Raw genomic sequence first — 22,835 nt, forward strand, 5'->3', positions numbered from 1 at the left:
CTAGCCGAGGCGGTATTCGCGCTCCAGCCGGTAACGCGATCCTTCGGCCGTTCGCCAGCTGGAATACAGCCCGAACCGGTCCACGGCGAAGGTCGGCGAATGCAGCAGGTTGTTGGCCTGGATCCAGGTCGCCACCTCGGCGGGATTCGAACGCTTCAGATAGGCCAGGGTCACATGGGGTCGGTAGGCGCGAGTCTCGCTCGCCAATCCCGCGCGCCGGGCGGCGCTTTCACAGGCCTTGGCCAGACGACGAAGCGGTTCTGATTCGGCGACCCCGGCCCAGACTGCGTGCAGGTCCGCGCCCTCCCCGAACGACCCCACCCGTTCCAGCTCCAGCCCGAAAGGGGACTGGCTGATCCGCTCCAGTTCCAGGTCGAGGTCGTCGGCCGTCGTCTCCGACACATCGCCGATGAAGCGCAGGGTGATGTGCAGCGCCTCCAGCGGCCGCCAGCGCGCGCCCTCGATCCCCTGCTGGCGGGCCAGCAGGGGGATGCCGATATCCTCGGGAATCTCGATGGCGGCGAACAGCCTCAGCATCGGATCAGGGACAGGGACTGGGTTGCTGGACGTGCAGGGCGTCCACCGCCTTGTCGAGTTCCTCGGTCCATTCCAGGTCGAAGGCGTCGATGGCGATCTTGAGTTGCTCCATGGTCGTGGCCCCGATGATCGTCGAGGTCACGAACGGCTTGGAGTCGCAGAACTTCAGGGCCAGTTGCGCCGGGTCCCACCCCACCTGCTTGGCCAGGTCCACATAGGAGCGGATCGCCTGCTCGGCGCGGGGCCCTTCATAGCGCTGCATGCGGTTGTAGAGCGCCTTGCGCGACCCTTCCGGCAGGGCGCCGTCCAGGTACTTGCCGGTCAGCTGACCCTGGGCCAGGGGCGAATAGGCCAGCAGGCCCACCTGCTCACGCATGGCGATCTCGGCCAGGCCGGTCTCGAAGGTGCGGTTGACGAGGTGATAGGCGTTCTGAATCGAGGCGATGCGTGGCAGGCCGCGCTTGTCCGATTCCGCCAGGAACCGCATCACGCCCCACGGCGTCTCGTTGGAGACGCCCACATGGCGCAGGTTGCCCTTCTTCACATGGGCGTCGAGCGCATCGAGGATGGCTTCGAAGGCCTCGAACTCCGGGGTGTAGTCCTTGTAGACCATGCCGCCGAAGGTGCGGACCGGACGGTCCGGCCAATGTAGCTGATAAAGGTCGATGTAGTCGGTCTGCAGGCGTTTGAGCGAGTTCTCCACCGCCTCGTCGATCTGCACCTTCGTCTGGCGGGTGAAGGCGCCGTCAGCGCGCAGCCACGACAGGCCGCCGAACACCCCGCCCTGACCGGCGACCTTGGAGGCCAGCACGATCTCGTCGCGCTTGCCGGTCTTCTTCAGCCAGGTCCCGATGTGGCGCTCGGTGGAGCCCTGCGTCTCGGGATTGGGCGGCGAGGCGTACATTTCGGCCGTATCCCAGAAGGTCACGCCGCGGCTCAGCGCATAGTCCATCTGCTCGTGGGCTTCGGCTTCGGTGTTCTGCGAGCCCCAGGTCATGGTGCCCAGGCAGCAGCGCGACACCGACACGTCCGTGCGGCCAAGTTTGGCGTATTGCATTCGTTTCCTCCGGAGTGACGTGAACTTGGCCATGTGTTCGACGCCCCGCAAGGGGATGGGCGCCTTGCTTTGGCCGTCGGGACACCCGATATTCCGATAGCGTCCGCTAGGGACGTGAAATTAAGGGCTTTAACTCGATGAACGACTTCAACCGCGGCTACGCGCGCTCGATCCCGGCGGATCGCGCCGACATGTCGGTTGACGCCGGACTGCGCAGCTTCATGCTCGGCGTCTACAACAAGGTTGCGCTGGGCTTGGTTCTGTCGGCCGCCCTGGCCTACCTGACGGGCACCTTCGCCCCGATCCGTGACCTGCTCTATGTCACCCAGGTCGGCGCTGACGGCGTCACCCGCGCTGGCGGCATGACCATCCTGGGCATGATCGTGGCCTTCGCGCCGCTGGGCCTGATGCTGATCTCGGGCTTTGCGATGCGTAACCCCTCGCCGCGCAGCTCGGGCATGCTCTACTGGGGCCTGGTGTCGCTGATCGGCGCATCGCTGGGTCTGGTGGTGCTGATGTACACCGGCGCCTCGATCTTCCAGACCTTCCTGATCACGGCCACCGCCTTCGGCGGCCTGAGCCTCTTCGGCTACACGACCAAGAAGGACATGACCGGTTTCGGCAGCTTCCTGATCATGGGCCTGATCGGCATCGTGCTCGCGTCGCTGGTGAACATCTTCCTGAAGATGCCGGCCATCTCGATGATCGTGAACGTGCTCGGCGTGTTCATCTTCGCCGGCCTGATCGCCTACGACACCCAGCGCCTGAAGATGACCTACTACGCGCTTGAGAACGACCATGTCGGCCAGGGCGTCGCCACCAACTACGGCGCGCTCAGCCTGTACCTGAACTTCATCAACCTGTTCCAATTCCTGCTCGCCCTGTTCGGCGACCGCCGCTAACCCCGGCGCAGGATCAAAAGAACGAAGGCCCCGGAGCGATCCGGGGCCTTTTTTCTTTCGTGCTTCGAGACACACCTAATCGACCACCGAGAACTTGCCCTTCTCGAAGACCTTCAGCACCTGGGCCAGCTCGTGGCCGCGCTTCATGATCAGGCCCCCGCGGGCGATCACCGCCCAGGCCCCCTGCTTGCGCGCCAGGGCCGGGCGCTTCTCGATCCTATAGAGGGCGTCCTCGGAAGCGTGACGAAAGACGGAGAAGACGGCGCTTTCGGCCAGGCCGGCGATCCCGTAGTCGCGCCACTCGCCCGCCGCCACCATCCGCCCGTAGAGCCGCATCAGCGCATCAAGCTCGCGTCGCTCGAAGAACACGACGCCGCCGACCGGTTGGGGCTGGGCAGATTCGAAAGCCATACGCGGAGCCTAACGCGCGAATCTTCCATCCGTCGATCCGCGCCGGGCGATCATGGCGAGACGGACACAATTGGCGGAAATTGCGCATGGCCGTTACGGTGCGCCGCGAAATGACCTTATTTCGGTCGCGCCGCCGCCGGCTTAGGCCCGTTTATTGTGAGTGTCGGCTGATCGGACGAACTCGCGGTTCGGATCCTGAACAGCCCCCCCCCAGCCCCCCTGGATCGTGGGGTCTGATCGGCCGACGCCCCTCTTAAGAGAGCCCGCGCGCCAGTCCCCTCCCGGTTCGCGGGCTTTTTCTTGTCTAGCGTTCAGCCTTCATCACGCCGATGACCCGGCCGCCCTTGGCGCCCTGCACCAGGACGACGCTTTCCAGCCCATCCTCGTCGCCCAAGGGTGCCGGTACGGAATAGAGACGCGGACGGCCGTTCCAGACACCCAGGCGCGCCACGTCGCGAACCACGTTGCGATAGACGATGGTCTCGCCGCGATTGTCGCCGCGCTTGACCTGAACCTCGGTGGGCTTTGGGTCATAGCGGATCAGCCAGACCTCGCCGCCGCCCCGTGGGGCGGGACCGGAGCCCACCGCCACCTTGCCATCTTCGCGCAGCAGCATATCCGGCGGGTTGCGGCCCGCCTCCGTCGCCTCGCGGACCAGCTTGTCCACATCCTGCGGCTTGGCGCCCGACGCCTGGGCGCGGCCGTCGATCACGACCTGGGGCGTATAGGGATCGCGCAGCTGCAGCTTGGCCACATAGGCCCGCTGGCGGTCGGCGAAGGCCGGCTTGGCGAAGGTGTCCGCCCAGCCCAGATAATCCCAGTAATCCACCGAGAAGGTCAGGGGCAGAAGGCCGGGACGGTCCGCCATGGCGGCGACATGCTCGTTGGCCTTCACGCAGGGCGCGCAGCCCTGGGCTGTGAACAGCTCCACCACTACCGGTGTCTTGGCGGGCGCGGCTTGGGCCACGGGTCCGCAGAGAGCGACCGCGGTCGCTGCTATCGAAAAGAAAATCGCCTTACGCATCGCGGCGCAATAAAGCGGAGTTGTGACGTGAGCGCCCCTCACGAGGCCGTGAGCGCGACCATTGATCACCAGCGGACACGAAAAAGGGGGAGCCTTGCGGCTCCCCCTCTCGATTCCAGCAGGCTGGAACGGCTTTAGGCCGCGCCGCGCGCCAGGTTGCGCAGCACGTAGTTCAGCACGCCGCCGTTCTTGAAGTACTCAAGCTCGGTCGGGGTATCGATGCGGCAACGGACCGGGAAGCGGGCGATGCGGCCGTCGGTCGGGCGATAGAGCTCGACGATCAGCTGCTTGCGCGGCGACAGGTCCTGCAGGCCGCGGATCGAGACGATCTCCTCGCCCGTCAGACCCAGCTTCTGCCAGCCTTCCGACAGGAACTGCAGCGGCAGCACGCCCATGCCGACGAGGTTCGAACGGTGGATCCGCTCGAAGGTCTCGGCGATCACGGCGCGAACGCCCAGCAGCTTGGCGCCCTTGGCCGCCCAGTCGCGCGACGAGCCGGTGCCGTATTCCTTGCCGGCGAAGACGACCGCCGGACGGCCCTCTTCCTTGTACTTCATGGCCGCATCGTAGATCGACATCACTTCGCCCGAGGGGAAGTGCTTGGTCACGCCGCCTTCGATCTCCGGGGTGATCCGGTTGCGGATGCGGATGTTGGCGAAGGTGCCGCGCATCATGACTTCGTGGTTCCCGCGGCGGGCGCCGTAGGAGTTGAAGTCCAGCGGATCGACGCCGTGCTCGACCAGGTACTGGCCGGCGGGGCCGGTCTTCTTGATCGAACCGGCCGGGCTGATGTGGTCGGTGGTGATCGAGTCGCCGAACACGCCCAGGACGCGGGCTTCGACGATGTCGGAGACCGGGGTCGGGGTCATGCTCATGCCCTCGAAGTAGGGCGGGTTGGCCACGTAGGTCGAATTGGCGTCCCAGGCGTAGGTCTGGCCGCCGGCCACCTTGATGCCCTGCCAGTTCTTGTCGCCCTTGAAGACGTCGCCATAGCGGTTGGCGAACATCTCTTCGGTCACGGCCTTGCGCTGCAGGGTCGCGATGTCTTCCGACGAAGGCCAGATGTCCTTCAGGTAGACGGGCTTGCCGCCCTTGCCGAGGCCCAGCGGTTCAGTGGCCAGGTCGATCTTCATCGAACCGGCCAGGGCGTAGGCCACCACCAGCGGCGGCGAGGCCAGGTAGTTGGCGCGCACGTCCGGGTTCACGCGGCCTTCGAAGTTGCGGTTGCCCGACAGCACCGAGCAGGCGACGAGATCGCCGTCCTGAATGGCCTTGGACACCGGCTCCGGCAGCGGACCGGAGTTGCCGATGCAGGTGGTGCAGCCGTAGCCGACCAGGTTGAAGCCCAAGGCGTCGAGCGACTTGGTCAGGCCGGCCTTGGCCAGATAGTCGGTCACGACCTGCGAGCCGGGGGCCAGCGAGGTCTTCACCCACGGCTTCACCTTCAGGCCCTTGGCGATCGCGTTCTTGGCCAGCAGGCCGGCGGCGATCAGGACCGAGGGGTTGGAGGTGTTGGTGCAGGAGGTGATGGCCGCGATCACCACGTCGCCGTGGCCCACGTCGTAGCTTTCACCTTGGACCGGGGTGCGCTGGTCCATCAGCTCGGCCTTGCCGAAATCACCGGCCAGGGCTTCGGCGAACTTGGCGGCGGCTTCGTTGAGCAGCACACGGTCCTGCGGACGCTTGGGACCGGCCAGCGACGGCTGGACCGAACCGAGGTCCAGTTCCAGGGTGTCGGTGAACTCCGGATCGGCCATGCCCGGCTCGAACCACAGGCCTTGTTCCTTGGCGTAAGCCTCGACGAGGGCGACGCGCTCGGGGGTGCGGTTGGTGGCCTTCAGATAGCCGATAGTCGCCTGGGTGACCGGGAAGAAGCCGCAGGTGGCGCCGTATTCCGGAGCCATGTTGGCGATGGTCGCCTGGTCTTCCAGGGTCAGGCCGGGGACGCCGTCGCCGAAGAACTCGACGAACTTGCCCACCACGCCCTTCTTGCGCAGCATCTGGGTGACGGTCAGCACCAGGTCGGTGGCGGTCGCGCCTTCCGGCATCTTGCCGGTCAGCTTGAAGCCGATGACCTCGGGAATCAGCATCGGGATCGGCTGGCCCAGCATGACGGCTTCGGCTTCGATGCCGCCGACGCCCCAGCCCAGGACCGACAGGCCGTTGATCATGGTGGTGTGCGAGTCGGTGCCGACCACGGTGTCGGGATAGGCGACTTCATCGCCTTGGACGGTGTTGGTCCAGACGGTCTGGGCCAGATATTCCAGGTTCACCTGGTGGCAGATGCCGGTGCCCGGGGGCACCACGCGGAAGTTGTTGAAGGCCGACGAGCCCCAGCGCAGGAAGCGGTAGCGCTCGATGTTGCGCTCGTATTCCTTGGCGACGTTCTCGTTGTACGACTTGGCGGTGCCGAAGTGGTCCACCATGACCGAGTGGTCGATGACCAGATCGACGGGGTTCAGCGGATTGATCTTCTCCGGATCGGCGCCGAGGGCGGCCATGGCGTCGCGCATGGCGGCCAGGTCGACGACGGCGGGAACGCCGGTGAAGTCCTGCATCAGGACGCGGGCCGGGCGGAAGCTGATCTCGTGCTCCACCGAACCCTTGTTTTCGAGCCAGTTGGCCACGGCGCGAAGGTCGCCTTCCTTGACCGAATCGCCGTCCTCGTTACGCAGCAGGTTCTCGAGCAGAACCTTCATCGAGGCCGGAAGACGCGAAACGCCCGTAAGACCGGCGGCTTCCGCGCAACGCAGGCTGTAGTAGATATACTTCTTGCCGCCGACGGAGAGTTCGCGGCGGGTGTTCAGGGTGTCCAAAGACGCCATGTGTGGAGATCCTTTTCTGTCCACAGCCGTCCAAAATCGATCCCTGGGATCGCGCGCATCTGAAGATGGACACACAGGTTCCATCCCCGCGCCGCGTACGCCCCGACAAGGGATTGAGACGGTCGCCGGCTTCATAGCGCCGCCGTCGCCCAACGTCCATGCACACGACATGGGCTTTGCGCATTGATAACGGCTCTCAAACTCTCCGACCTTGCATTATCCCGGGGTGAACGGACCCTGTTCAGCGGTCTGGACCTGTCCGTGGCCGCCGGCGAGGCGGTGGCCCTGGTCGGCCGAAACGGCGCGGGCAAGACCAGCCTGCTGCGCGCCGTGGCCGGCCTGCTCAGGCCCGCGGCCGGAACCATCGGCTTCGAGGGCCGCGCTGGCGCTCTCGATCCCCAAGATGCTCGGGCGGGCGGTTTGCACATGATCGGCCACCAGGACGGCCTCAAACCCGGCCGCACCGCCCGCGAGGAGCTGGACTTCCAGGCCGCCTGGACAGGGGGCGGAGCCATCGACGACGCTGTGCGCGTCCTGGATCTGACCCGCCTGCTCGACCTGGAGATTCGCCGCCTGTCAGCGGGCCAGCGTCGCCGCGTCGCCCTTGCGCGCCTGTTGGCCGCGCCGCGATCGCTGTGGCTGCTCGACGAACCCATGGCGCCCCTGGACGCCGATCACCGCCGCGGCGTGGGCGAGGCCATGGCCCGCCACCTGGCCGGCGGCGGCCTGATCCTGGCCGCTGTCCACGACCCCCTCCCCGTCTCGGCCCGCAGCGTTCAGGTGGGGTCATGAAGGCGTTCGTCGCGCTGTTTGGTCGCGAGCTTTCCCTGGCCTGGGGCCGGGGCGGCGGGCCCTTGCTGGCCTTGACCTTCTACGCCGCGGTGGCGACCCTGCTGCCCTTGGCTTCGGGGCGCGAGCCGGAGCGTCTGGCCGCCATCGCCCCGGGCGTCGCCTGGCTGGCCCTGGCGCTTTCGGCCCTGCTGTCCCTGGAGCGGCTGTTCGAGCGTGACTACGAGGACGGCGCCCTGGACCTGCTGGCCATGGGTCCGATCCCGCTGGAAGGCGTGGCGGCCCTCAAGTGCCTGGCCCAGTGGCTGGCGACCGGCGCGCCCCTGGCCCTGGCGGCTCCGCTCGCAGCCATAGCCTTGGGCGCCCCGCCCAGCGCCGCGCCTCTGCTGTTCGCCTGCGCCCTGGTCGGCGGCCTGGCCTTCGCCTTCGTGGGCGGGCTGGGCGCCAGTCTGGCGCTCGGCTCGCGCCGGGGCGGGCTGCTTATCGCGGTGATCGTCCTGCCGCTGTTCGCGCCGCCGGTGATCTTCGGCGCCGGCGCGCTTAGCAGCCTGACCGCCGGACTGCCGTGGCAAGGCGGCTTCCTGCTGCTGTGCGCCTACAGCGCCGCGGCCGTGGGCCTTTCGCCCTTCGCCATGGCGGCGGCCTGCCGCAACGCCCTTTCGTAAAAGCGACCAAACGGCGGCGAAGCTGCAACAATCCCGCCGAACGACGAAATCCCGGTGCAATGGGCGGGCGTCAGGGTGCAGGCTCACACCTCCAAGGAGCCACCCCGTGACCACGAAATTGACCACACGGCTCGCCATGGCGGCGGGCGCCACCCTGCTGCTGACCGGCACGGCCTTCGCCCAGTCCGCCCCCGAGCCAAAGGCCGCCCACGCCGGCCCGCATCGCGGTGAGCGCATGAAGATGCGTCACAACCCCGAAGCGCGCGCCCAACACCTGCGCGACGTGCTGCAACTGCGCAGCGACCAGGAGCCGGCCCTCAAGACCTTCCTGGCGTCGGCCAAGCCGCAAATGCGCGGGGAACGTCCCAACCGCGAGGCCCTGAAGGACGAGACCACGCCCCAGCGTCTCGACCGCCAGGCCGCCCGTATGGCGCAGCACCAGCAGGCGTTCCAGCGCCGCGCAGCCGCTACCAAGACCTTCTACGCGGCTCTCACCCCGACCCAGCAGAAGGCCTTCGACGCCCTGCACGAAGGGCGCGGCGAGCGCGGCAAGGGCAAGGGACAGAACCGCATGAAGCGCATGGGCCCGCCACCGGCCCCGCCGCAAGCCTAAGGACGAAGTTGCAGCCGGGACGGGCGGGGCTTAGAGACGCCTCATGATCCCCGTCCCGGCGTTCCTGGCCAATCCGCAACGGTTCATGGTGTTTTCGAAATGGGCCGCGCCCATGTTCGGCGCCATCGCCGTGGCGCTTATCGCCGCCGGCCTGTGGCTGACCTTCACGGTCCCCGAGGACTATCAGCAGCACGACACCGTGCGGATCATGTTCATCCACGTGCCCGCCGCGTGGCTGGCCATGTTCGCCTATCTCTGCCTGGGGATCGCCAGCCTGCTGTCGCTGGTCTTCCGCCACGCCCTGGCCGACATGGCCGCCAAGGCCGCCGCCCCGCTGGGCGCCGGCTTCACCGTCCTGGCCCTCGCCACCGGCTCGTTGTGGGGCAAGCCCATGTGGGGGACTTGGTGGGTGTGGGACGCGCGCCTGACCTCGGTCCTGGTGCTGCTGCTGCTCTATCTGGGCTATCTGGCCCTGCGCGCTTCGATCGACGACGAGACCAAGGCCGGACGCGCCGCCGCCATCCTGGCCCTGGCCGGGGTCATCAACCTTCCGATCATCCACTACTCGGTCGAATGGTGGAACAGCCTGCACCAGGGCGCCTCGACCTTCGGGGCGGCGCCCGGCGACCGCCTGCCCGCCGTCTATCTGACGCCCCTGGCGATCATGGGTCTGGGCTACACGTCGGCCTTCGGGTCGCTGTGGCTGGTGGGAATCCGCGCCGAAGTCTGGCGCCGCCGCGCCCGCACCCTGTCCCTGCAGCAGGCGGGAGGCTGACCATGCTCGATCTCGACGCCGGCAAGTACGCCGTCTACCTGTGGCCCGCCTTTGGCCTGACCGCCGCGGTCTTCGCCTGGATGACCGCCGCCACCCTGCTTCGCGCCCGCCGCTTCCGTCGTCAGGTCGAGGCGCTGGAAAAGAACCGCCCGGAAGCTAAGGTCTGATGCGGCGCTGGCTGGCCTTCGCCCCCATCGCCGTTCTGCTGGCGCTTGGCGTGCTGTTCGCCGGCTATGCGCTGAAGCGTGATCCGCAAGTCCAGCCCAAGGCCCTGGTCGGCAAGCCCGTGCCCGCCGTCACCCTGCCCGATCTGGAGACGGGCCGCCCGACGCCCATCGCCACGCAAGGTCCGTTGCTGATCAACTTCTTCGCCTCCTGGTGCGCCCCTTGCGAGGTCGAGCATCCGCAGCTCATGGCGCTGGAAGCCCAGGGCGTCCGTGTGGTGGGCGTGGCGTACAAGGACGCGCCGGACAACAGTCGCGCCTTCCTCAGCCGCCTGGGCGATCCCTTCGCCGAAAAGCTGGCGGATCGTGACGGCCGCGCCGGGATCGAGTTCGGCGTCACCGGGGTGCCCGAGACCTTCCTCGTGGACGCCCAAGGGGTGATTCGCGCCAAGCACACCGGCCCCCTCACCGCCGAGGACGCCGAGGCCCTGCTGAAAAGCCTGCCGTAGCCGGTCCGTTAACCCTTCATTGACCATGTTCGCGCCAAACCTTGACGGCGCGTTAACCATGATCAGACTGGGCCTGTGAGCGATATCCGTCCCAACACCTGGCCCGCCGTAAAGCCGCAGCAGCATGCTCCGGCCAAGGCGAACCCGCGCAACTCCGCCCAAAAGGCGTTCTTCGACGCCGCCCTGAGCAAGGCCGGGGCGGACGCCTATGCGGCCCCCCAGAAGCCGCAGGTCCAGCAACAGACCGCGCAGGCCTCGGCCAGCGGCCAGCCGACGCGCCTGCTGCGCCCCGGCTCGCTGATCAACATCCTGGTCTAGCGGCTACTCGACCGGCGGCGGCGGCGCCTCGACGGTCTCCATCGCCTTCATGCCCTTCATCATCAGCGGCACCTGCGCCGCCGAGAAAGCCAGGGCCAGGATCTGCAGACCCGGGAAGCGGAACACCACCCAGGTGGCTTCCGGCTGGGTGCGCCAGACGATCTCGTTCAGCACGGCCACCACCGCGAAGAACACGCCGTAACGCAGGGTCAGGGTCCGCCAGGCTTCATCAGGCAGGCTCACCGCTTCACCCAGCAGCACCTTCAGCGGGTTCTTCTTCAGCATGGCGCCGCCGATCAGGAAGATCGCGAAGGCCGCGTTGACGAAGGTCGGCTTCATCTTCACGAACCGGGCGTCGTGGAAAATCAGGGTCAGGCCGCCAAAGATCAGGGCCGCGCCACCCGCCAGCAGGGGCATGGGCGCCAGACGCCGCTCGAAGGCGAAACCGATAGCCAGGGCCACGGCCGACCCGGCGACCAGCGCCCAGGTCGCCGCGATCATGTCGCGCGTGATCAGGTAGGCGACGAAGAAGACCAGGGGGCCGCCGTAATCGACCGCGCCGCGTACATAGGGACGAAACTTGGGAGACATGGAAATCCTCTAGGCCGGCGACAGGCCGACCAGCGATCTTGAAAACGCGCGGGCGTCGAAGGGTTGCAGGTCCTCGATCCCCTCGCCGACGCCGATCAGCTTGATCGGGCTGTCGGACGCCTGCGCGACAGGCACCAGCACGCCCCCACGCGCGGTGCCGTCCAGCTTGGTCATGACGATGCCCGTCACCCCGATCTGGTTGCCGAACACCTTCTCCTGGGCCAGCGCGTTGCGACCCACCGTGGCGTCCAGGACCAGCAGAACCTCGTGCGGCGCCTCGGGGTCGATCTTCTTGAGCACACGGATGATCTTGAACAGCTCGTCCATCAGGCCGGACTTGTTCTGCAGACGCCCGGCGGTGTCGATCAGAACGACGTCGAAGCCCTCGGCCTTGGCCCGCTCCACGGCGTCGAAGGCCAGGCCGGCGGCGTCGGCCCCCGACGGCCGCGACATGAACTCGGCCCCGGCCCGGTCGGACCAGATCGACAGCTGCTCGACGGCGGCGGCGCGGAAGGTGTCGCCGGCCACGATCATCACCTTGGCCCCGCGCCCGGTCAGGTCGGCGGCGATCTTGCCAAGCGTCGTGGTCTTGCCCGACCCGTTCACGCCGATGAACAGCACGACATAGGGCTTGGGCCCAGACAGCGGATCGAAAGGCGCCTCGCGGTTGACCAGCTCGGCGGCCACGGCCTCGGCCAGGGCTTCCTTGATCTCGTCCTCGGTGGATTCCTTGCCGAAGCGAGCCTTGCCGAACGCCTCGGCGATGCGCCCGGCGGCGTCCGGACCCAGATCGGCCTCGATCAGCATCTCTTCGAGCTGGTCGAGTTGTTCCTGGTCCAGGGCCTTCTTGGCCACGAAGACGGAGGTGACCTGTTCGGTCATCTGCTTCGACGACCGCGACAGGCCGGAGGTCAGGCGCTGGAACCAGCCTTGCTTCTTATCAGTCATGGCCATTCCTTAGCCGCGCGTGCGAAGAAACGCCATGGACGCGCTCGCCACCACGCTCTTCTGGCTGGACTTCGCCGCCGCCGCCGTGTTCGGGGCGACCGGCGCCCTGGCCGCCGCACGCCGCCGGCACGACATCATCACCTTCGGATTCTTCGCCGCCGTGACCGGAGTCGGTGGCGGCACCCTGCGCGACCTGCTGATCGGGGCGCCGGTCTTCTGGGTCGCCCGCCCCGGCTACATCATCGCCTGTCTGGCCGCGGCGGCCGCGATCTGGATCGTCGGGCGCAAGCCCTGGCGGTTCACCGCCCTGCTGTGGCTCGACGCCCTTGGCATGGCCGCCTACACCGTCGTCGGCACGGCCAAGGCCCTGTCCTTCGGCGCGCCGCCGATCTCGGCCGTGGTCATGGGCGTGCTGACCGCCGCCTTTGGGGGCATCGTGCGCGACGTCCTGGCGGGCGAGCCGTCCATCCTGCTGCGGCGTGAGATCTACATCACCGCCGCCCTGGCCGGGTCGAGCGTGTTCGTGATCCTGACGAGCCTGGGCGTGCCGTACGGCTGGGCCGGCGGGGCGGGCTTCGCCACCGCCCTGGTGATCCGCTCCGGCGCCCTGCTGCTCGGCTGGAAGATGCCGGCCTTCCCCGGATCGCCCACCGAGGACTAGGGCAGCTCGACCACCTGCGGCGCCTCGTAGCGCGGCCAGCGAATGCGAAAGCGCACCAGCAGCCCGTCGTGGTCCGACAGAGCCGGCCCGGCCTTGCCGTCGAACAGGGCCTGGATCTCGATGGGCCAGATCGAAGCCGCCTCGCCAGCCGTGGACCCGATAAGATCCTGGGTGTCCAGCCATGGGGCGTCGCCGTCCATGGACACCTTCACCGCACAGGCGGCGATGGCCGCGTGGCGCTTGCAGTACTCGCTGGCGACGTCGAAGTCGTAGTCCTCGAACATGTAATTGTAGCGGTCCGGCGACTTGCGGATGTTGAAGTCGCCGCCGACGATCAGGGGCGCCGCCCGATCATGCGCAACGGCCACGAACCGCTTGAGCTCGTCAGCCTGCAGGTTGTGGGCGCGGAAGGTCCGGGTCCTGGGCACGCGTGACGCCTTGCGGGCGTTCATGTGGGTGTTGGCCACATCGATCACCGTCGGCGCGCCCGGCAGGCGTATGCCGACCAGCATCACCCCCTTGTTGGCCAAACAATCGAACCCAGCGCAGTAGCGGAACGCGTGCGAGCGCCGCGTCTCAATCGGGTACTTGCTCAAAATATAGAGGCCGCTGGACCGCCACTTGCCCAGCCCCTCGCCCTTGCGCCAGTACTTGCCGCGCTTGAAGTTCGAGGGCTTGTCCAGCAGGGCCGGGTCGCGCTGCTTGCGCTTGGGCCCCCGCGAGACGTGCGGATAGCCGCTGAGCCGGACCAGATCGCGGATTTCGTCGCGAAAGGCTTCCTGAATCAGGACCACGTCGGGCTCCTGGCCCTTGGCCCGAAGCTCGCCCAGATGACGGCCGATGGCCTTCAGCGCCTCGCCGCGATCGCTGCGAACCGGCCAGGGCAAGCCCTCGACGTTGTAGGTGAGGACCGACAGCTCCTTCTCGATCACCGCCTGCGTGGCCGCCGCGGCGGGCCGGGGCAGGATCAGCAGCAGGAAAAGCGCCGCGACCGTAGCCAGGCGCATCAGGCCGCCAGCTCCGCAAGGACCCGCTTTCCATCGTGTCCCGTGACCCGCATCGGCCGGATGCATCCCGGCTCGGCCGCGCCGGTGAAGGCGATCTCGGTGAAGTCCTCCGCCCTCGCCAGGCCTTCGCGCTCGATCAGGCCCGACAGGGTGCGTCCGACCTGGGCGTCCAGGTGACGGACCAGGGCCGCCTCGCCGGCTTCGCGCAAACGCGCCGCGCGGGCCTTGATGACCGTCCCTTTGACCGCCGGCATCCGGGCGGCGGGGGTGCCGGGGCGGGCGCTGTAAGGGAAGACGTGCAGGAAGGCCAGGCCAGCCTCCTCCACCAGCTTGAGCGTGTTTTCGAACGCCTCGTCGCTCTCGGTGGGGAAGCCGGCGATCAGGTCGGCGCCGAAGGCGGTGTCGGGACGCACAGCGCGAACCTCACGCACCAGCTTCAGGGCGTCGGCCCGCAGGTGGCGGCGCTTCATGCGCTTGAGCACCAGATCATCGCCAGCCTGCAGCGACAGATGCAGGTAGGGCATCAGCCGCGGCTCGGCAGCCAGCAGCTGCATCAGGTCCGGATCGATCTCGGCCGCGTCGATGGACGACAGGCGCAGGCGCGGCAGATCGGGGACCAGGCGCAGGATGCGCCCCACCAGCTGGCCCAGGGACGGCTGGCCCGGCAGGTCCAGGCCCCAGCTGGTCACATCCACGCCGGTCAGAACCACTTCCTGATAGCCTTCGGCCGACAGGCGGCGAACCTGTTCGACAACCTCGCCCGCCGGGGCGGAGCGGGAATTACCCCGGCCATAGGGAATGATGCAGAAGGTGCAGCGGTGATCGCAGCCGTTCTGCACCTCGACATAGGCGCGGGCGCGGTCCTTCAGACCGGCGATCAGGTGCCCGGCCGTCTCGCGCACGGACATGATGTCGTTGACCCGAACCCGGGCCGTCGTCTCCATCAACGCGCCCGGCGCGGCCTTTTCGGCGTTGCCGAGGACAAGGTCCACCTCGGGCATGGCGGCGAAGGCGGCGGGGTCGATCTGGGCCGCGCAGCCGGTGACGATCAGGCGCGCGTCCGGCCGCTCGCGGCGGGCCTTGCGGATCGCCTGCCGCGCTTGGCGCACAGCCTCGTTGGTGACGGCGCAGGTGTTGAACACCACGGCGTCCTTCAATCCGTCCTCCTGCGCGCGCGCGCGGATGGCCTCGGACTCATAGGCGTTCAGCCGGCACCCGAAGGTGACGACGTCCACGTCGGAATCCGAAGCCTTCACGGCGGGCGTGTCGAGGACGTCGGTCACGCGGCGGCGGCCTCCGGCAGCTTGCCGGCGAAGTCCATGCTGACAGGGCCGGTCATGATCACGTGGCCGTCGCTCTCGCGGTACTCGATGGTCAGGGCGCCGCTCTCGAACTCGACCTTGGCCTTGCGGTCGGTCAGGCCCCGGCGGAAGGCGGCGACCTGGGCGGCGCAGGCGCCGGTGCCGCAGGCGGCGGTCAGGCCCGCGCCACGCTCCCAGACCTTCAGTTTGATGTGATCGCGCGCCACGACGTTGGCGAAGCCGACATTCACGCCCTCCGGGAACAGCGGGTGATGCTCGACCAGCGATCCTGCGCCCCGCGCCAGCTCGTCCGTCGCCGGCTCGTCCACGAAGAACACCACGTGCGGATTGCCCATGGAGACGCAGCCCGGCGTGTGCAGGTTCGGCGCGTCGATGGGGCCGACCTGCAGCTCGACGCCGACGGTGTCCATAGGCTCGCTCAGCGGAATCTCGTTCCAGCCCAGGCCCGGCTTGCCCATGTCCACGGTGACCAGCTTGTCGCCGGCCATGACGCCGGTCAGGCGGCCGGCGACGGTATCGAAGGCGACGCTGTCGGTCTTGGCCGACTGCATCAGCAGCCAGGCGATGCAGCGGGTGCCGTTGCCGCAGGCGCCGGTCTCCTCGCCGTCGGAGTTCCAGAACCGGACATAGGCGCTGGCGCCCTCGGCCTTGGGCGGGTCGATGGCGATCACCTGGTCGCAGCCGACCCCGGCCGCGCGATCTGCGATGGCGCGGATTTCGTCGGCCGTCGGGTTGAACGGCTGGCTGCGGGTCTCGATGACGACGAAGTCGTTGCCGAGCCCGTTCATCTTCAGGAACGTGCGGGTCATTTGGCCCGCTATATAGGCGAAAATCTCGTCTTCGTCAGATCGTGCCGCTAAGACTGGACACATGACCGCAGCCGACCGCACCGAAGATGACAAGGGATTGCGCCTTCGGGCCCGCCTCAGGGCGCTCTATCACGGGGCTTCGCCGACGGCGGTGCGCTTCCGCTATACGGTTCTGATCGTCGATCTGGCGATCATCGCCTTCTTCATCGCCGCGCCCTTGCTGCGCGACCACATGACCACCTTCTACGTCCTCGACTATCTGGTCGCGGTGATCATGGCCATGGACCTGACAGCCCGGGCCATCGCCTATGGCGACCTGAAGGGCTGGCTGAAACAGCCGATGATCTGGGTCGACCTCTTCGTCTTCGCGACCCTGCTGGCGCCGTTCTGGCTGTTCAACCTGGGCTTCCTGCGGGTGCTGCGCCTGTGGTCCCTGGTCAACAGCGAGTTCTTCTGGCGCACCCTGGGCCGGCGCTATGACAACACCCGCATCGAGGAGGTGACCAAGGCGTCGGTGGCGATGGTCACTTTCGTCTTCGTGGTCACGGGCTTTGTCTATTCCAGCTTCATCGGCCGCTATGAGGGCATCGGCGGCTATGTGGACGCGCTCTATTTCACGGTCACCAGCCTGACCACCACCGGCTATGGCGACATCATCCTGCCAGGGACCTGGGGGCGGCTTTTGTCCATCGCGGTCATGCTGGGCGGGGTGTCGCTGTTCATCCGACTGGTTCAGCTGATCCTTCGTCCGCCCAAGGTGACCTATCCCTGCCACACCTGCGGGCTGCAGCGTCACGATCCCGACGCCGTCCACTGCAAGGCTTGCGGCGAGCTGCTGAACATCCCCAACGACGAATAGCCCCGTTCGCCGGTCGCGCCGCGCTTGCGGCGACGCATCAGGCGGATAAGGTGCCGGCCTCTTTCGTATACGGAATGGGCCATCCATGTTTCGAGCCTTCGGCGCCGCCGCCATCGCCCTCGTCATCGCTTCGGGGGCCAGCGCCCAGGCGGTCGATCCCAACCAGTGGCTCGAGGAGGTCGAATCCTCACGCTCCCTGGAATGGGTCAACGCCGAGAACGCCAAGACCCTACCCGTCCTGACCGGCGATGCGCGCTACCAGCCGCTGCATGACGCCGCGCTGAAAATCCTGTCGGCCACCGACCGCATTCCCACGCCCCAGTTCGAGGGCGAGGCGGTGTTCAACTTCTGGCAGGATGCCACCCACGTGCGCGGCGTCTGGCGCAAGACCACCCGGGCCAGCTTCAAGACCGCCAATCCGCAGTGGGAGACGGTGATCGACCTGGACGCCCTGGCCAAGGCCGAGGGCGCCAACTGGATCTGGAAAGGCGCCGACTGCCGCGGCCCGCGCTATGACCGCTGCCTGGTTCGCCTGTCCAACGGCGGCAAGGACGCCGTGCAGATCCGCGAATTCGACATGGCGACCAAGACCTTCGTCGCCGACGGCTTCAAGCTGCCGGAAGGCAAGCAGACGGTCTCCTGGCTCGACGACGACACCCTGATCCTGTCCCGCGACTGGGGTGCGGGCAGCCTGACCGAGAGCGGATACGGCATGGTGGTCAAGACCCTCAAGCGTGGTCAGACCCTGGCCGACGCCAAGGAGATTTTCCGCGGCGTGACCAAGGACGTCAGCGCCAGCGCGCGGGTGATGAAGGACGCCGCCGGGAACAAGATCGTGGTGCTGAACCGCGCCACCGACTTCTTCAACACCGAATACAGCCTGCTGACCGACGCCGGCTCGGCGCGCATGTCGCTGCCCACCCGCGCCAGCATCCAGGGCTTCGTCAACGGCGAGCTGATCATCACCCTGGAACAGGCGTGGACCGCTCCGGGCGGCAAGGCCTTCTCAGCCGGCGCGCTGATCGCCGCCACCCCGGCCTTCCTGACCGGCAAGGGCGGCGAGGCTCCGGCCCTGCTGTTCCAGCCCAACCCGCGCCAGTCCATCGACCAGGTGGGGGTGACCAAGAACCGCGTCGTGGCCGCCACCTATGACAACGTGCGTGGCCGGGTGATGGCGTTCGAGAAGCACGCTGGCCATGGCTGGATGACCAAGACCCTGCCCGCGCCGGAGAACGCCTCGGTCTCCCTGGTCGCCGCTTCCGACGTGGATGACGCGGTCTTCTATTCGGCCGAGAGCTTCACGGTCCCCACCGAGCTGAAGCTGGCCGACGCCGCCACCGGCGCCGCCGAGACCGTAAAGACCTCGCCCGCGCGCTTCGCATCCGCCGACCTGGTGGTCGAGCAGCATGAGGCCACGTCCAAGGACGGGACCAAGGTCCCCTACTTCATCGTGCGCCAGAAGGGTCTGAAGTTCGACGGCTTGGCCCCCACCATCCTGCACGCCTACGGCGGCTTCCAGCTGTCCAAGCTGCCGGTCTATGAGCCGGTGGTCGGCAAGCTGTGGCTGGAGCGCGGCGGCGTCTATGTGGTCGCCAACATCCGCGGCGGCGGCGAGTTCGGCCCCGCCTGGCACGAAGCCGCCCTGAAGCCCAACCGCCAGCGCGCCTTCGACGACTATTACGCCGTGGCCGAGGACCTGATCGCCCGCAAGGTGACCACGCCCCGCCACCTGGGCATCTACGGCCGCTCCAACGGCGGCCTGCTGATGGGCGTGGCCATGACCCAGCGCCCGGACCTGTACAACGCCGTGGTCGTGGAAAGCCCGCTGCTGGACATGTTGCGCTACCACCTGCTGCCGGCCGGCGCGTCGTGGATCGGCGAGTACGGCGATCCGACCAAGCCGGAAGAGGCCGCCTATATCGCCAAGTACTCGGCCTACCAGAACCTGAAACCGGGCGTGAAATACCCCCTGGCCTACATCACCACCTCGACCAAGGACGACCGCGTCCACCCCGGCCATGCCCGCAAGTTCGCGGCGCGGATGAAGGATCTCGGCGCGCCTTACCTCTATTACGAGAACACCGACGGTGGTCACGCCAACGGCGCCGATCCCAAGGCCAACGCCAAGCGGTGGGCCATGCACTACGTCTATCTGTCGCGTCAGCTGATGGATTGAGGCTCTAGCTTCGAACCCACGGGAAGGTCAGCGCGCCTTCCCGATGGGCGAAGCGGTTGACGTGCTCGGCGACCACGTCCTCGAAACGGCTGAGGTCAGCCCCTTCGGCGGCCTCAAGCCGGACGGACAGCGCCGCCGGCGTGGCCGTCAGGGTGCAGACCCCAAGCGGCAGAACGATGCGGCCGAGCACCGCGTCAAAGCTGACCTCGAACTTGTGCGACCAGTGCTTGCATAGCTGGGTCAGGTACTTCGAGCCGTTCTCGGTCGCGACCGTGGCGTTGCTCTCCATCAGGCCTGCTCCACCTTGCGGGCGGCTTCATCGAGCGCGGCGACCACCGTGGCGATCTGCTCGTCCGACAGGCGCTCGCCCGTCAGTTTCAGCTTCATGGCCGTCTTCAGGTTCTCGCGGGCCCGCAGGATTTGCGGCGAGAAGGCCGCGCTGCGCGAAGCCACATCGGCCATCCGCTCGAACAGACCGCGCACCGGGGCGTCGTTCTGCTCCAGGAAGGCCAGGCCCTCAGGCGTGATCGAGAACAGCTTCTTGCCCCCGCCGGCGTCCGCCGCCGTGGCGTAGCCAAGCTCCTCCAGCAGGGTCAGGGTCGGGTAGATGACGCCGGGGCTGGGCGTGTAGGCGCCGCCCGCGGCCTCTTCGACCGCCTTGATCAGCTCGTAGCCGTGGCTTGGCTTTTCGGCGATCAGCTTCAGGACCACCAGGCGCAGGTCGCCGTGATCAAAGAACCGGCCGACGCGTCCGCCCCGACGGTGATGCTGGTGGCCGTGGCCATGAAAGCCAAAGGGGTGGCGGCCGTGGTGATGATGGTTGTGTCTTCCGAACATTTTCGATCCATTTTCGATATAACTGATTTTTAGATATATCTAACTTGTATCTAATGCAATAGAGCCACCCCAACCCGCTCACGTCGGCGAAGCCCGAGATCCAGGTTCAGCCCGCCGAATGACGATCTCCTTGAGTGGTCTGCCCAAGCTTGAAGCAGTACCAAATGCCACAAGCTATGCTGTTGCGGCGCGCCCTCTCTCAATGCAATCCTGAGTTCAATCACGGGTAGAGACCCGCCTTAGAAGCTTAGGAATTTTTGATGCCCCGCCGCCTGTTAGCTTATTCAGCCTTTGCCTTCGCTTTGACCGCAGCGGGGCTGGCCAACGCTGCGAATGTCACCTCGCTGAACCCAGAAACTCTAGTTCAGGCGCTTCACAATGCCGGCTACAAAGCGAAACTGGGTAAGGCCGACGACGGAACGCCGCTCATTGAGACTGCGTCGGACGGAAACAACATACTGATCATCATGACGGACTGCACGAACAATGCGTCCTGCACGACGACAGAATTCGTGGGCATTTGGGACTGTTCAGATTCAGTCTCGGATTGCCAGAAGACTGCAAATACCTTCAACGCTCAGGAACAGCCCACCCACGTTCTGATGTCCGAGGACGGGAAAAGAGCAACGACCTATTCTTATCTTATATTCGATAAGGTTGGGATATCGGAGGAGTTGTTCATCCGCAATCTGGTCGCCTTCAACTACTACAATAACCAGTTCACACTTTCCGTGGGTGGAAAATGACAGGACCGTGGTGCGTTTGTTTCGAGATGGAGTGGAATACGGCCTCCTAGATCGCCACGGCCACCGGCTTAGGCGTCGCCGGCCTTCGCTGGGATGAGCGGCTACTTCGCCGGTTCGGCCTTGAAGGCCTGCTTGCAGAGCTCCTCGCCGAACGCGTCGGACATCTGCTCTTCGGCCTCGCCCATCTTGACGATGGCCATGCGACCGCCGACCACGGTCTGGCCGATCTGGTACTGGCCGACGGTCTGGCCGGTGGCCACGTCCACCAGCTTGGCCTCGCCGCGCATGACGTTGGCGCCCATGATCAGGGTGGTGATCACAGGATTGGCCTTATCCAGGCGGGTGAGCTTGGCCTCCAGCCGTAGAGGACGGGTCCCGGTGGCGCATTCCGCCAGCTTGCCCTTCACCCGACTCTCGAAGATCTGGTCGAACTCCGGCGTGATCTTGAACTCGCCTTCCTTGGCCAGGATGACCTGATCGACCCGGCCTCCGCTCTTCCAGTCCGCCGCCAGCGGGGCGACGGTCGAACTGCGGGACATGCCGACGCAACCGGACAGCATCACGGCGGCGAGGGTCAGGGTTAGGGCGGTCTTCATGGCGGCGGTCTCCTGAACTTGGCCGTAGCGCTTTTACGACCCTAACTGTTCCAGGATCAGCGCGACTTGAACGCTTCCGCCAGCAAACGCCCTTCGACCGAGCGGCTGGAGCCTGTTCTCCAGGCGATAACGATCTCGCGGCTGGGGTGATCGGCCATCAGCGGCCGGATGGTCACCGGGGCGTGGTCCACCAGCCCCGCCTCCACCGCCATGGCCGGCAGGAAGGACACGCCCAGGCCTGAGCCCACCATCTGCACCAGGGTCGGCAAGGAAGTGGCGGCGAACCCCTCCCCATCCTCATCCCCGCCATTGCGCGACAGCTGGATGCCGCAGGCGGCCAGGGCGTGGTCGCGCAGACAGTGGCCGTCTTCCAGCAAGATCAGGTCCGATGCGTCGATGGAGCTGAGGTCCACGCGCTTTTGCGTGGTCAGCGGATGGTTGGCCGGCACGGCGGCCAGCAGCTCGTCATCCTCCACATGCGCCCAGTCCAGCCCCGTCATGTCGTAGGGCAGGGCGATCAGGGCCGCATCCAGCGAGCCCGCCTTCAGGCTGGCGATCAGCCGGTTGGTCAGGTCCTCGCGCAGGAACAGCTTCAGCTTCGGATAGGCCGCCCGCAGATGCGGCAGGGCGCGCGGCAACAGGAATGGCGCGACCGTCGGGATCACCCCCAGGCGAAACCGCCCGCATAACGGCTGGCCGGCCCCGCGCGCGGCCTGAACCAGGTCCTCCGACTGCGCCAGGATGGTCTTGGCCCGGCGCAGCGCCTCCTCGCCGGCCGCTGTCAGCAGCACGCCGGAGCGCGCGCGATCGACCACCGGCGCGCCCAAAATCTTCTCCAGCTCCTGCACGCCCGCCGACAGGGTCGGCTGGGTCACATGGGCCGCTTCCGCGGCGCGGCTGAACGAGCCGTGCTCGGCCAGGAGGGTCAGATACTGCAGTTGGCGAAGGGTCGGGAGCATGGAAGGTTATATAGATTGAATTTATCGACAGGACAAAAACAATCGATTGTTCTTCTAGAGGCCATCAGCCTATCAAGAGCCCGCGCGGCTCCCGCCGCCAAATCTTTCCAACCAGGAGATACCCATGCTGGGCGTTGGCGAAACCCTTCCCGACTTCAAGATCGTTGGCGTTAAGCCGAAGTTTAACAGCCACGAAGAGAACGGCGAAAGCGCGTTCCAGGCGATCGATCAGACCTCGTTCGAAGGCAAGTGGAAGGTCATCTTCTTCTACCCGAAGGACTTCACCTTCGTGTGCCCGACCGAGATCGTCGAATTCGCCAAGCTCGGCCGTGACTTCGAAGACCGCGACACCGTCGTCCTCGGCGGCTCGACCGACAACGAGCACTCCAAGCTCGGCTGGCGCCGTGAACACCCGGATCTGAAGAGCCTGCCGATCTGGCAGTTCGCCGACAACGGCGGCAAGTTCGCCCGCGCTCTCGGCGTCCTGAACGAAGAAGAAGGCGTCGCCCTGCGCGCCACCTTCGTCGTCGATCCCGACAACACCATCCAGCACGTCTACGTGACCAACCTGAACGTGGGCCGCAACCCGGCTGACACCCTGCGCGTCCTCGACGCTCTGCAGACCGACGAACTCTGCCCCTGCAACCGTGCGGTGGGCGGCGAGACCCTGGCGGCCTAAACCCCGCCAGACAGGAAGCGCCCGTTCTCTCCCCAGCCAACGGGCGCTTCCTCCCC

General features: G+C 66.8%; 27 protein-coding genes. 13 read left to right on the forward strand and 14 right to left on the reverse strand.

Annotated features, from left to right (window positions below; translation table 11 throughout):
• Nucleotides 1-537 carry an RNA 2',3'-cyclic phosphodiesterase gene (thpR, locus tag O5K31_RS14845; protein WP_269714519.1) on the reverse strand — a complete coding sequence of 179 codons (537 nt, stop codon included), beginning with the start codon at nt 535-537 and terminating at the stop codon, nt 1-3.
• Between the two features lie 4 nt (nt 538-541).
• Nucleotides 542-1,594 (reverse strand): aldo/keto reductase, encoded by a 1,053-nt coding sequence (locus O5K31_RS14850; protein WP_269714520.1) that lies wholly within the window; start codon nt 1,592-1,594, stop codon nt 542-544.
• Between the two features lie 137 nt (nt 1,595-1,731).
• Between O5K31_RS14850 and O5K31_RS14855 the strand changes: the two genes are divergently transcribed.
• Nucleotides 1,732-2,496: a Bax inhibitor-1/YccA family protein gene (locus O5K31_RS14855; RefSeq protein WP_269714521.1), complete on the forward strand. Its 765-nt coding sequence runs from the start codon at nt 1,732-1,734 to the stop codon at nt 2,494-2,496.
• Nucleotides 2,497-2,571: 75 nt separating this feature from the next.
• Here O5K31_RS14855 and O5K31_RS14860 read toward each other — a convergent pair whose 3' ends face one another.
• From O5K31_RS14860 to acnA, 3 genes are all read right to left on the reverse strand, one after another.
• Nucleotides 2,572-2,907 carry a DUF2794 domain-containing protein gene (locus O5K31_RS14860; protein WP_269714522.1) on the reverse strand — a complete coding sequence of 112 codons (336 nt, stop codon included), beginning with the start codon at nt 2,905-2,907 and terminating at the stop codon, nt 2,572-2,574.
• 304 nt (nt 2,908-3,211) lie between these two features.
• Complete coding sequence (locus O5K31_RS14865) at nt 3,212-3,874, reverse strand: DUF1223 domain-containing protein (RefSeq protein ID WP_269714523.1); 663 nt, start codon at nt 3,872-3,874, stop codon at nt 3,212-3,214.
• Between the two features lie 191 nt (nt 3,875-4,065).
• Nucleotides 4,066-6,756 carry an aconitate hydratase AcnA gene (gene acnA / locus O5K31_RS14870; protein ID WP_269714524.1) on the reverse strand — a complete coding sequence of 897 codons (2,691 nt, stop codon included), beginning with the start codon at nt 6,754-6,756 and terminating at the stop codon, nt 4,066-4,068.
• Nucleotides 6,757-6,939: 183 nt separating this feature from the next.
• Between acnA and ccmA the strand changes: the two genes are divergently transcribed.
• From ccmA to O5K31_RS14905, 7 genes are all read left to right on the forward strand, one after another.
• Nucleotides 6,940-7,548: a heme ABC exporter ATP-binding protein CcmA gene (gene ccmA / locus O5K31_RS14875; RefSeq protein ID WP_269714525.1), complete on the forward strand. Its 609-nt coding sequence runs from the start codon at nt 6,940-6,942 to the stop codon at nt 7,546-7,548.
• The gene (ccmB, locus tag O5K31_RS14880) at nt 7,545-8,210 is read left to right on the forward strand and encodes a heme exporter protein CcmB (RefSeq protein ID WP_269714526.1); all 666 of its coding nucleotides are present in this window, start codon (nt 7,545-7,547) and stop codon (nt 8,208-8,210) included. The genes ccmA and ccmB overlap by 4 nt, the downstream gene beginning before the upstream one ends.
• Before the next feature lie 106 nt (nt 8,211-8,316).
• The gene (locus tag O5K31_RS14885) at nt 8,317-8,823 is read left to right on the forward strand and encodes a Spy/CpxP family protein refolding chaperone (RefSeq protein ID WP_269714527.1); all 507 of its coding nucleotides are present in this window, start codon (nt 8,317-8,319) and stop codon (nt 8,821-8,823) included.
• A gap of 43 nt (nt 8,824-8,866) precedes the next feature.
• Nucleotides 8,867-9,598, forward strand: coding sequence for a heme ABC transporter permease CcmC (ccmC, locus tag O5K31_RS14890; protein ID WP_269714528.1), 732 nt, complete (start codon nt 8,867-8,869; stop codon nt 9,596-9,598).
• Between the two features lie 2 nt (nt 9,599-9,600).
• Nucleotides 9,601-9,765, forward strand: coding sequence for a heme exporter protein CcmD (ccmD, locus tag O5K31_RS14895; RefSeq protein ID WP_269714529.1), 165 nt, complete (start codon nt 9,601-9,603; stop codon nt 9,763-9,765).
• Nucleotides 9,765-10,271, forward strand: coding sequence for a DsbE family thiol:disulfide interchange protein (locus tag O5K31_RS14900; RefSeq protein WP_269714530.1), 507 nt, complete (start codon nt 9,765-9,767; stop codon nt 10,269-10,271). The genes ccmD and O5K31_RS14900 overlap by 1 nt, the downstream gene beginning before the upstream one ends.
• Nucleotides 10,272-10,346: 75 nt before the next feature.
• Nucleotides 10,347-10,589 (forward strand): hypothetical protein, encoded by a 243-nt coding sequence (locus O5K31_RS14905; protein WP_269714531.1) that lies wholly within the window; start codon nt 10,347-10,349, stop codon nt 10,587-10,589.
• A gap of 3 nt (nt 10,590-10,592) precedes the next feature.
• Here O5K31_RS14905 and O5K31_RS14910 read toward each other — a convergent pair whose 3' ends face one another.
• Entirely contained in the window at nt 10,593-11,180 is a 588-nt protein-coding gene (locus O5K31_RS14910; RefSeq protein ID WP_269714532.1) for an inner membrane-spanning protein YciB, read from the reverse strand.
• A 9-nt stretch (nt 11,181-11,189) separates the two neighbouring features.
• Complete coding sequence (gene ftsY / locus O5K31_RS14915; RefSeq protein WP_269714533.1) at nt 11,190-12,128, reverse strand: signal recognition particle-docking protein FtsY; 939 nt, start codon at nt 12,126-12,128, stop codon at nt 11,190-11,192.
• A gap of 34 nt (nt 12,129-12,162) precedes the next feature.
• Between ftsY and O5K31_RS14920 the strand changes: the two genes are divergently transcribed.
• A complete protein-coding gene (locus O5K31_RS14920; RefSeq protein WP_269714534.1) occupies nt 12,163-12,789 on the forward strand; it encodes a trimeric intracellular cation channel family protein in 627 nt (208 codons plus the stop codon).
• Here O5K31_RS14920 and O5K31_RS14925 read toward each other — a convergent pair.
• The 3 genes from O5K31_RS14925 to dapF are packed head-to-tail and all read right to left on the reverse strand — an operon-like array spanning nt 12,786 to nt 15,927.
• The gene (locus tag O5K31_RS14925) at nt 12,786-13,796 is read right to left on the reverse strand and encodes an endonuclease/exonuclease/phosphatase family protein (RefSeq protein WP_269714535.1); all 1,011 of its coding nucleotides are present in this window, start codon (nt 13,794-13,796) and stop codon (nt 12,786-12,788) included. The genes O5K31_RS14920 and O5K31_RS14925 overlap by 4 nt on opposite strands.
• The gene (mtaB, locus tag O5K31_RS14930; RefSeq protein ID WP_332367262.1) at nt 13,796-15,079 is read right to left on the reverse strand and encodes a tRNA (N(6)-L-threonylcarbamoyladenosine(37)-C(2))-methylthiotransferase MtaB; all 1,284 of its coding nucleotides are present in this window, start codon (nt 15,077-15,079) and stop codon (nt 13,796-13,798) included. The genes O5K31_RS14925 and mtaB overlap by 1 nt, the downstream gene beginning before the upstream one ends.
• On the reverse strand, nt 15,076-15,927 hold the full coding sequence (dapF, locus tag O5K31_RS14935; RefSeq protein WP_269714536.1) for a diaminopimelate epimerase: 852 nt from the start codon (nt 15,925-15,927) through the stop codon (nt 15,076-15,078). The genes mtaB and dapF overlap by 4 nt, the downstream gene beginning before the upstream one ends.
• Before the next feature lie 61 nt (nt 15,928-15,988).
• Between dapF and O5K31_RS14940 the strand changes: the two genes are divergently transcribed.
• Nucleotides 15,989-16,786, forward strand: coding sequence for a potassium channel family protein (locus tag O5K31_RS14940; RefSeq protein WP_269714537.1), 798 nt, complete (start codon nt 15,989-15,991; stop codon nt 16,784-16,786).
• A gap of 85 nt (nt 16,787-16,871) precedes the next feature.
• Nucleotides 16,872-18,962 carry a prolyl oligopeptidase family serine peptidase gene (locus O5K31_RS14945; RefSeq protein ID WP_269714538.1) on the forward strand — a complete coding sequence of 697 codons (2,091 nt, stop codon included), beginning with the start codon at nt 16,872-16,874 and terminating at the stop codon, nt 18,960-18,962.
• 4 nt (nt 18,963-18,966) lie between these two features.
• Here O5K31_RS14945 and O5K31_RS14950 read toward each other — a convergent pair whose 3' ends face one another.
• Both O5K31_RS14950 and O5K31_RS14955 read right to left on the reverse strand, forming a co-directional pair.
• Nucleotides 18,967-19,251: a DUF2218 domain-containing protein gene (locus O5K31_RS14950; RefSeq protein ID WP_269714539.1), complete on the reverse strand. Its 285-nt coding sequence runs from the start codon at nt 19,249-19,251 to the stop codon at nt 18,967-18,969.
• Nucleotides 19,251-19,799, reverse strand: coding sequence for a PadR family transcriptional regulator (locus tag O5K31_RS14955; RefSeq protein WP_269714540.1), 549 nt, complete (start codon nt 19,797-19,799; stop codon nt 19,251-19,253). The genes O5K31_RS14950 and O5K31_RS14955 overlap by 1 nt, the downstream gene beginning before the upstream one ends.
• A gap of 260 nt (nt 19,800-20,059) precedes the next feature.
• Here O5K31_RS14955 and O5K31_RS14960 point away from each other — a divergent pair, with 260 nt between their 5' ends.
• A complete protein-coding gene (locus O5K31_RS14960; protein ID WP_269714541.1) occupies nt 20,060-20,545 on the forward strand; it encodes a YbjN domain-containing protein in 486 nt (161 codons plus the stop codon).
• A 101-nt stretch (nt 20,546-20,646) separates the two neighbouring features.
• Here the strand turns inward: O5K31_RS14960 and O5K31_RS14965 are convergent, their stop codons facing one another.
• Together O5K31_RS14965 and O5K31_RS14970 are read right to left on the reverse strand one after the other, a co-directional pair.
• A complete protein-coding gene (locus tag O5K31_RS14965; protein WP_269714542.1) occupies nt 20,647-21,141 on the reverse strand; it encodes a hypothetical protein in 495 nt (164 codons plus the stop codon).
• Nucleotides 21,142-21,197: 56 nt separating this feature from the next.
• On the reverse strand, nt 21,198-22,100 hold the full coding sequence (locus tag O5K31_RS14970; protein WP_269714543.1) for a hydrogen peroxide-inducible genes activator: 903 nt from the start codon (nt 22,098-22,100) through the stop codon (nt 21,198-21,200).
• A 124-nt stretch (nt 22,101-22,224) separates the two neighbouring features.
• On the opposite strand from O5K31_RS14970, the gene O5K31_RS14975 reads away from it, so the two are divergent.
• Nucleotides 22,225-22,779 carry a peroxiredoxin gene (locus O5K31_RS14975; protein WP_269714544.1) on the forward strand — a complete coding sequence of 185 codons (555 nt, stop codon included), beginning with the start codon at nt 22,225-22,227 and terminating at the stop codon, nt 22,777-22,779.
• The last annotated feature ends 56 nt before the right edge of the window (nt 22,780-22,835 follow it).

This window comes from Caulobacter sp. NIBR2454 (genome assembly GCF_027474405.1).
Classification (GTDB): domain Bacteria; phylum Pseudomonadota; class Alphaproteobacteria; order Caulobacterales; family Caulobacteraceae; genus Caulobacter.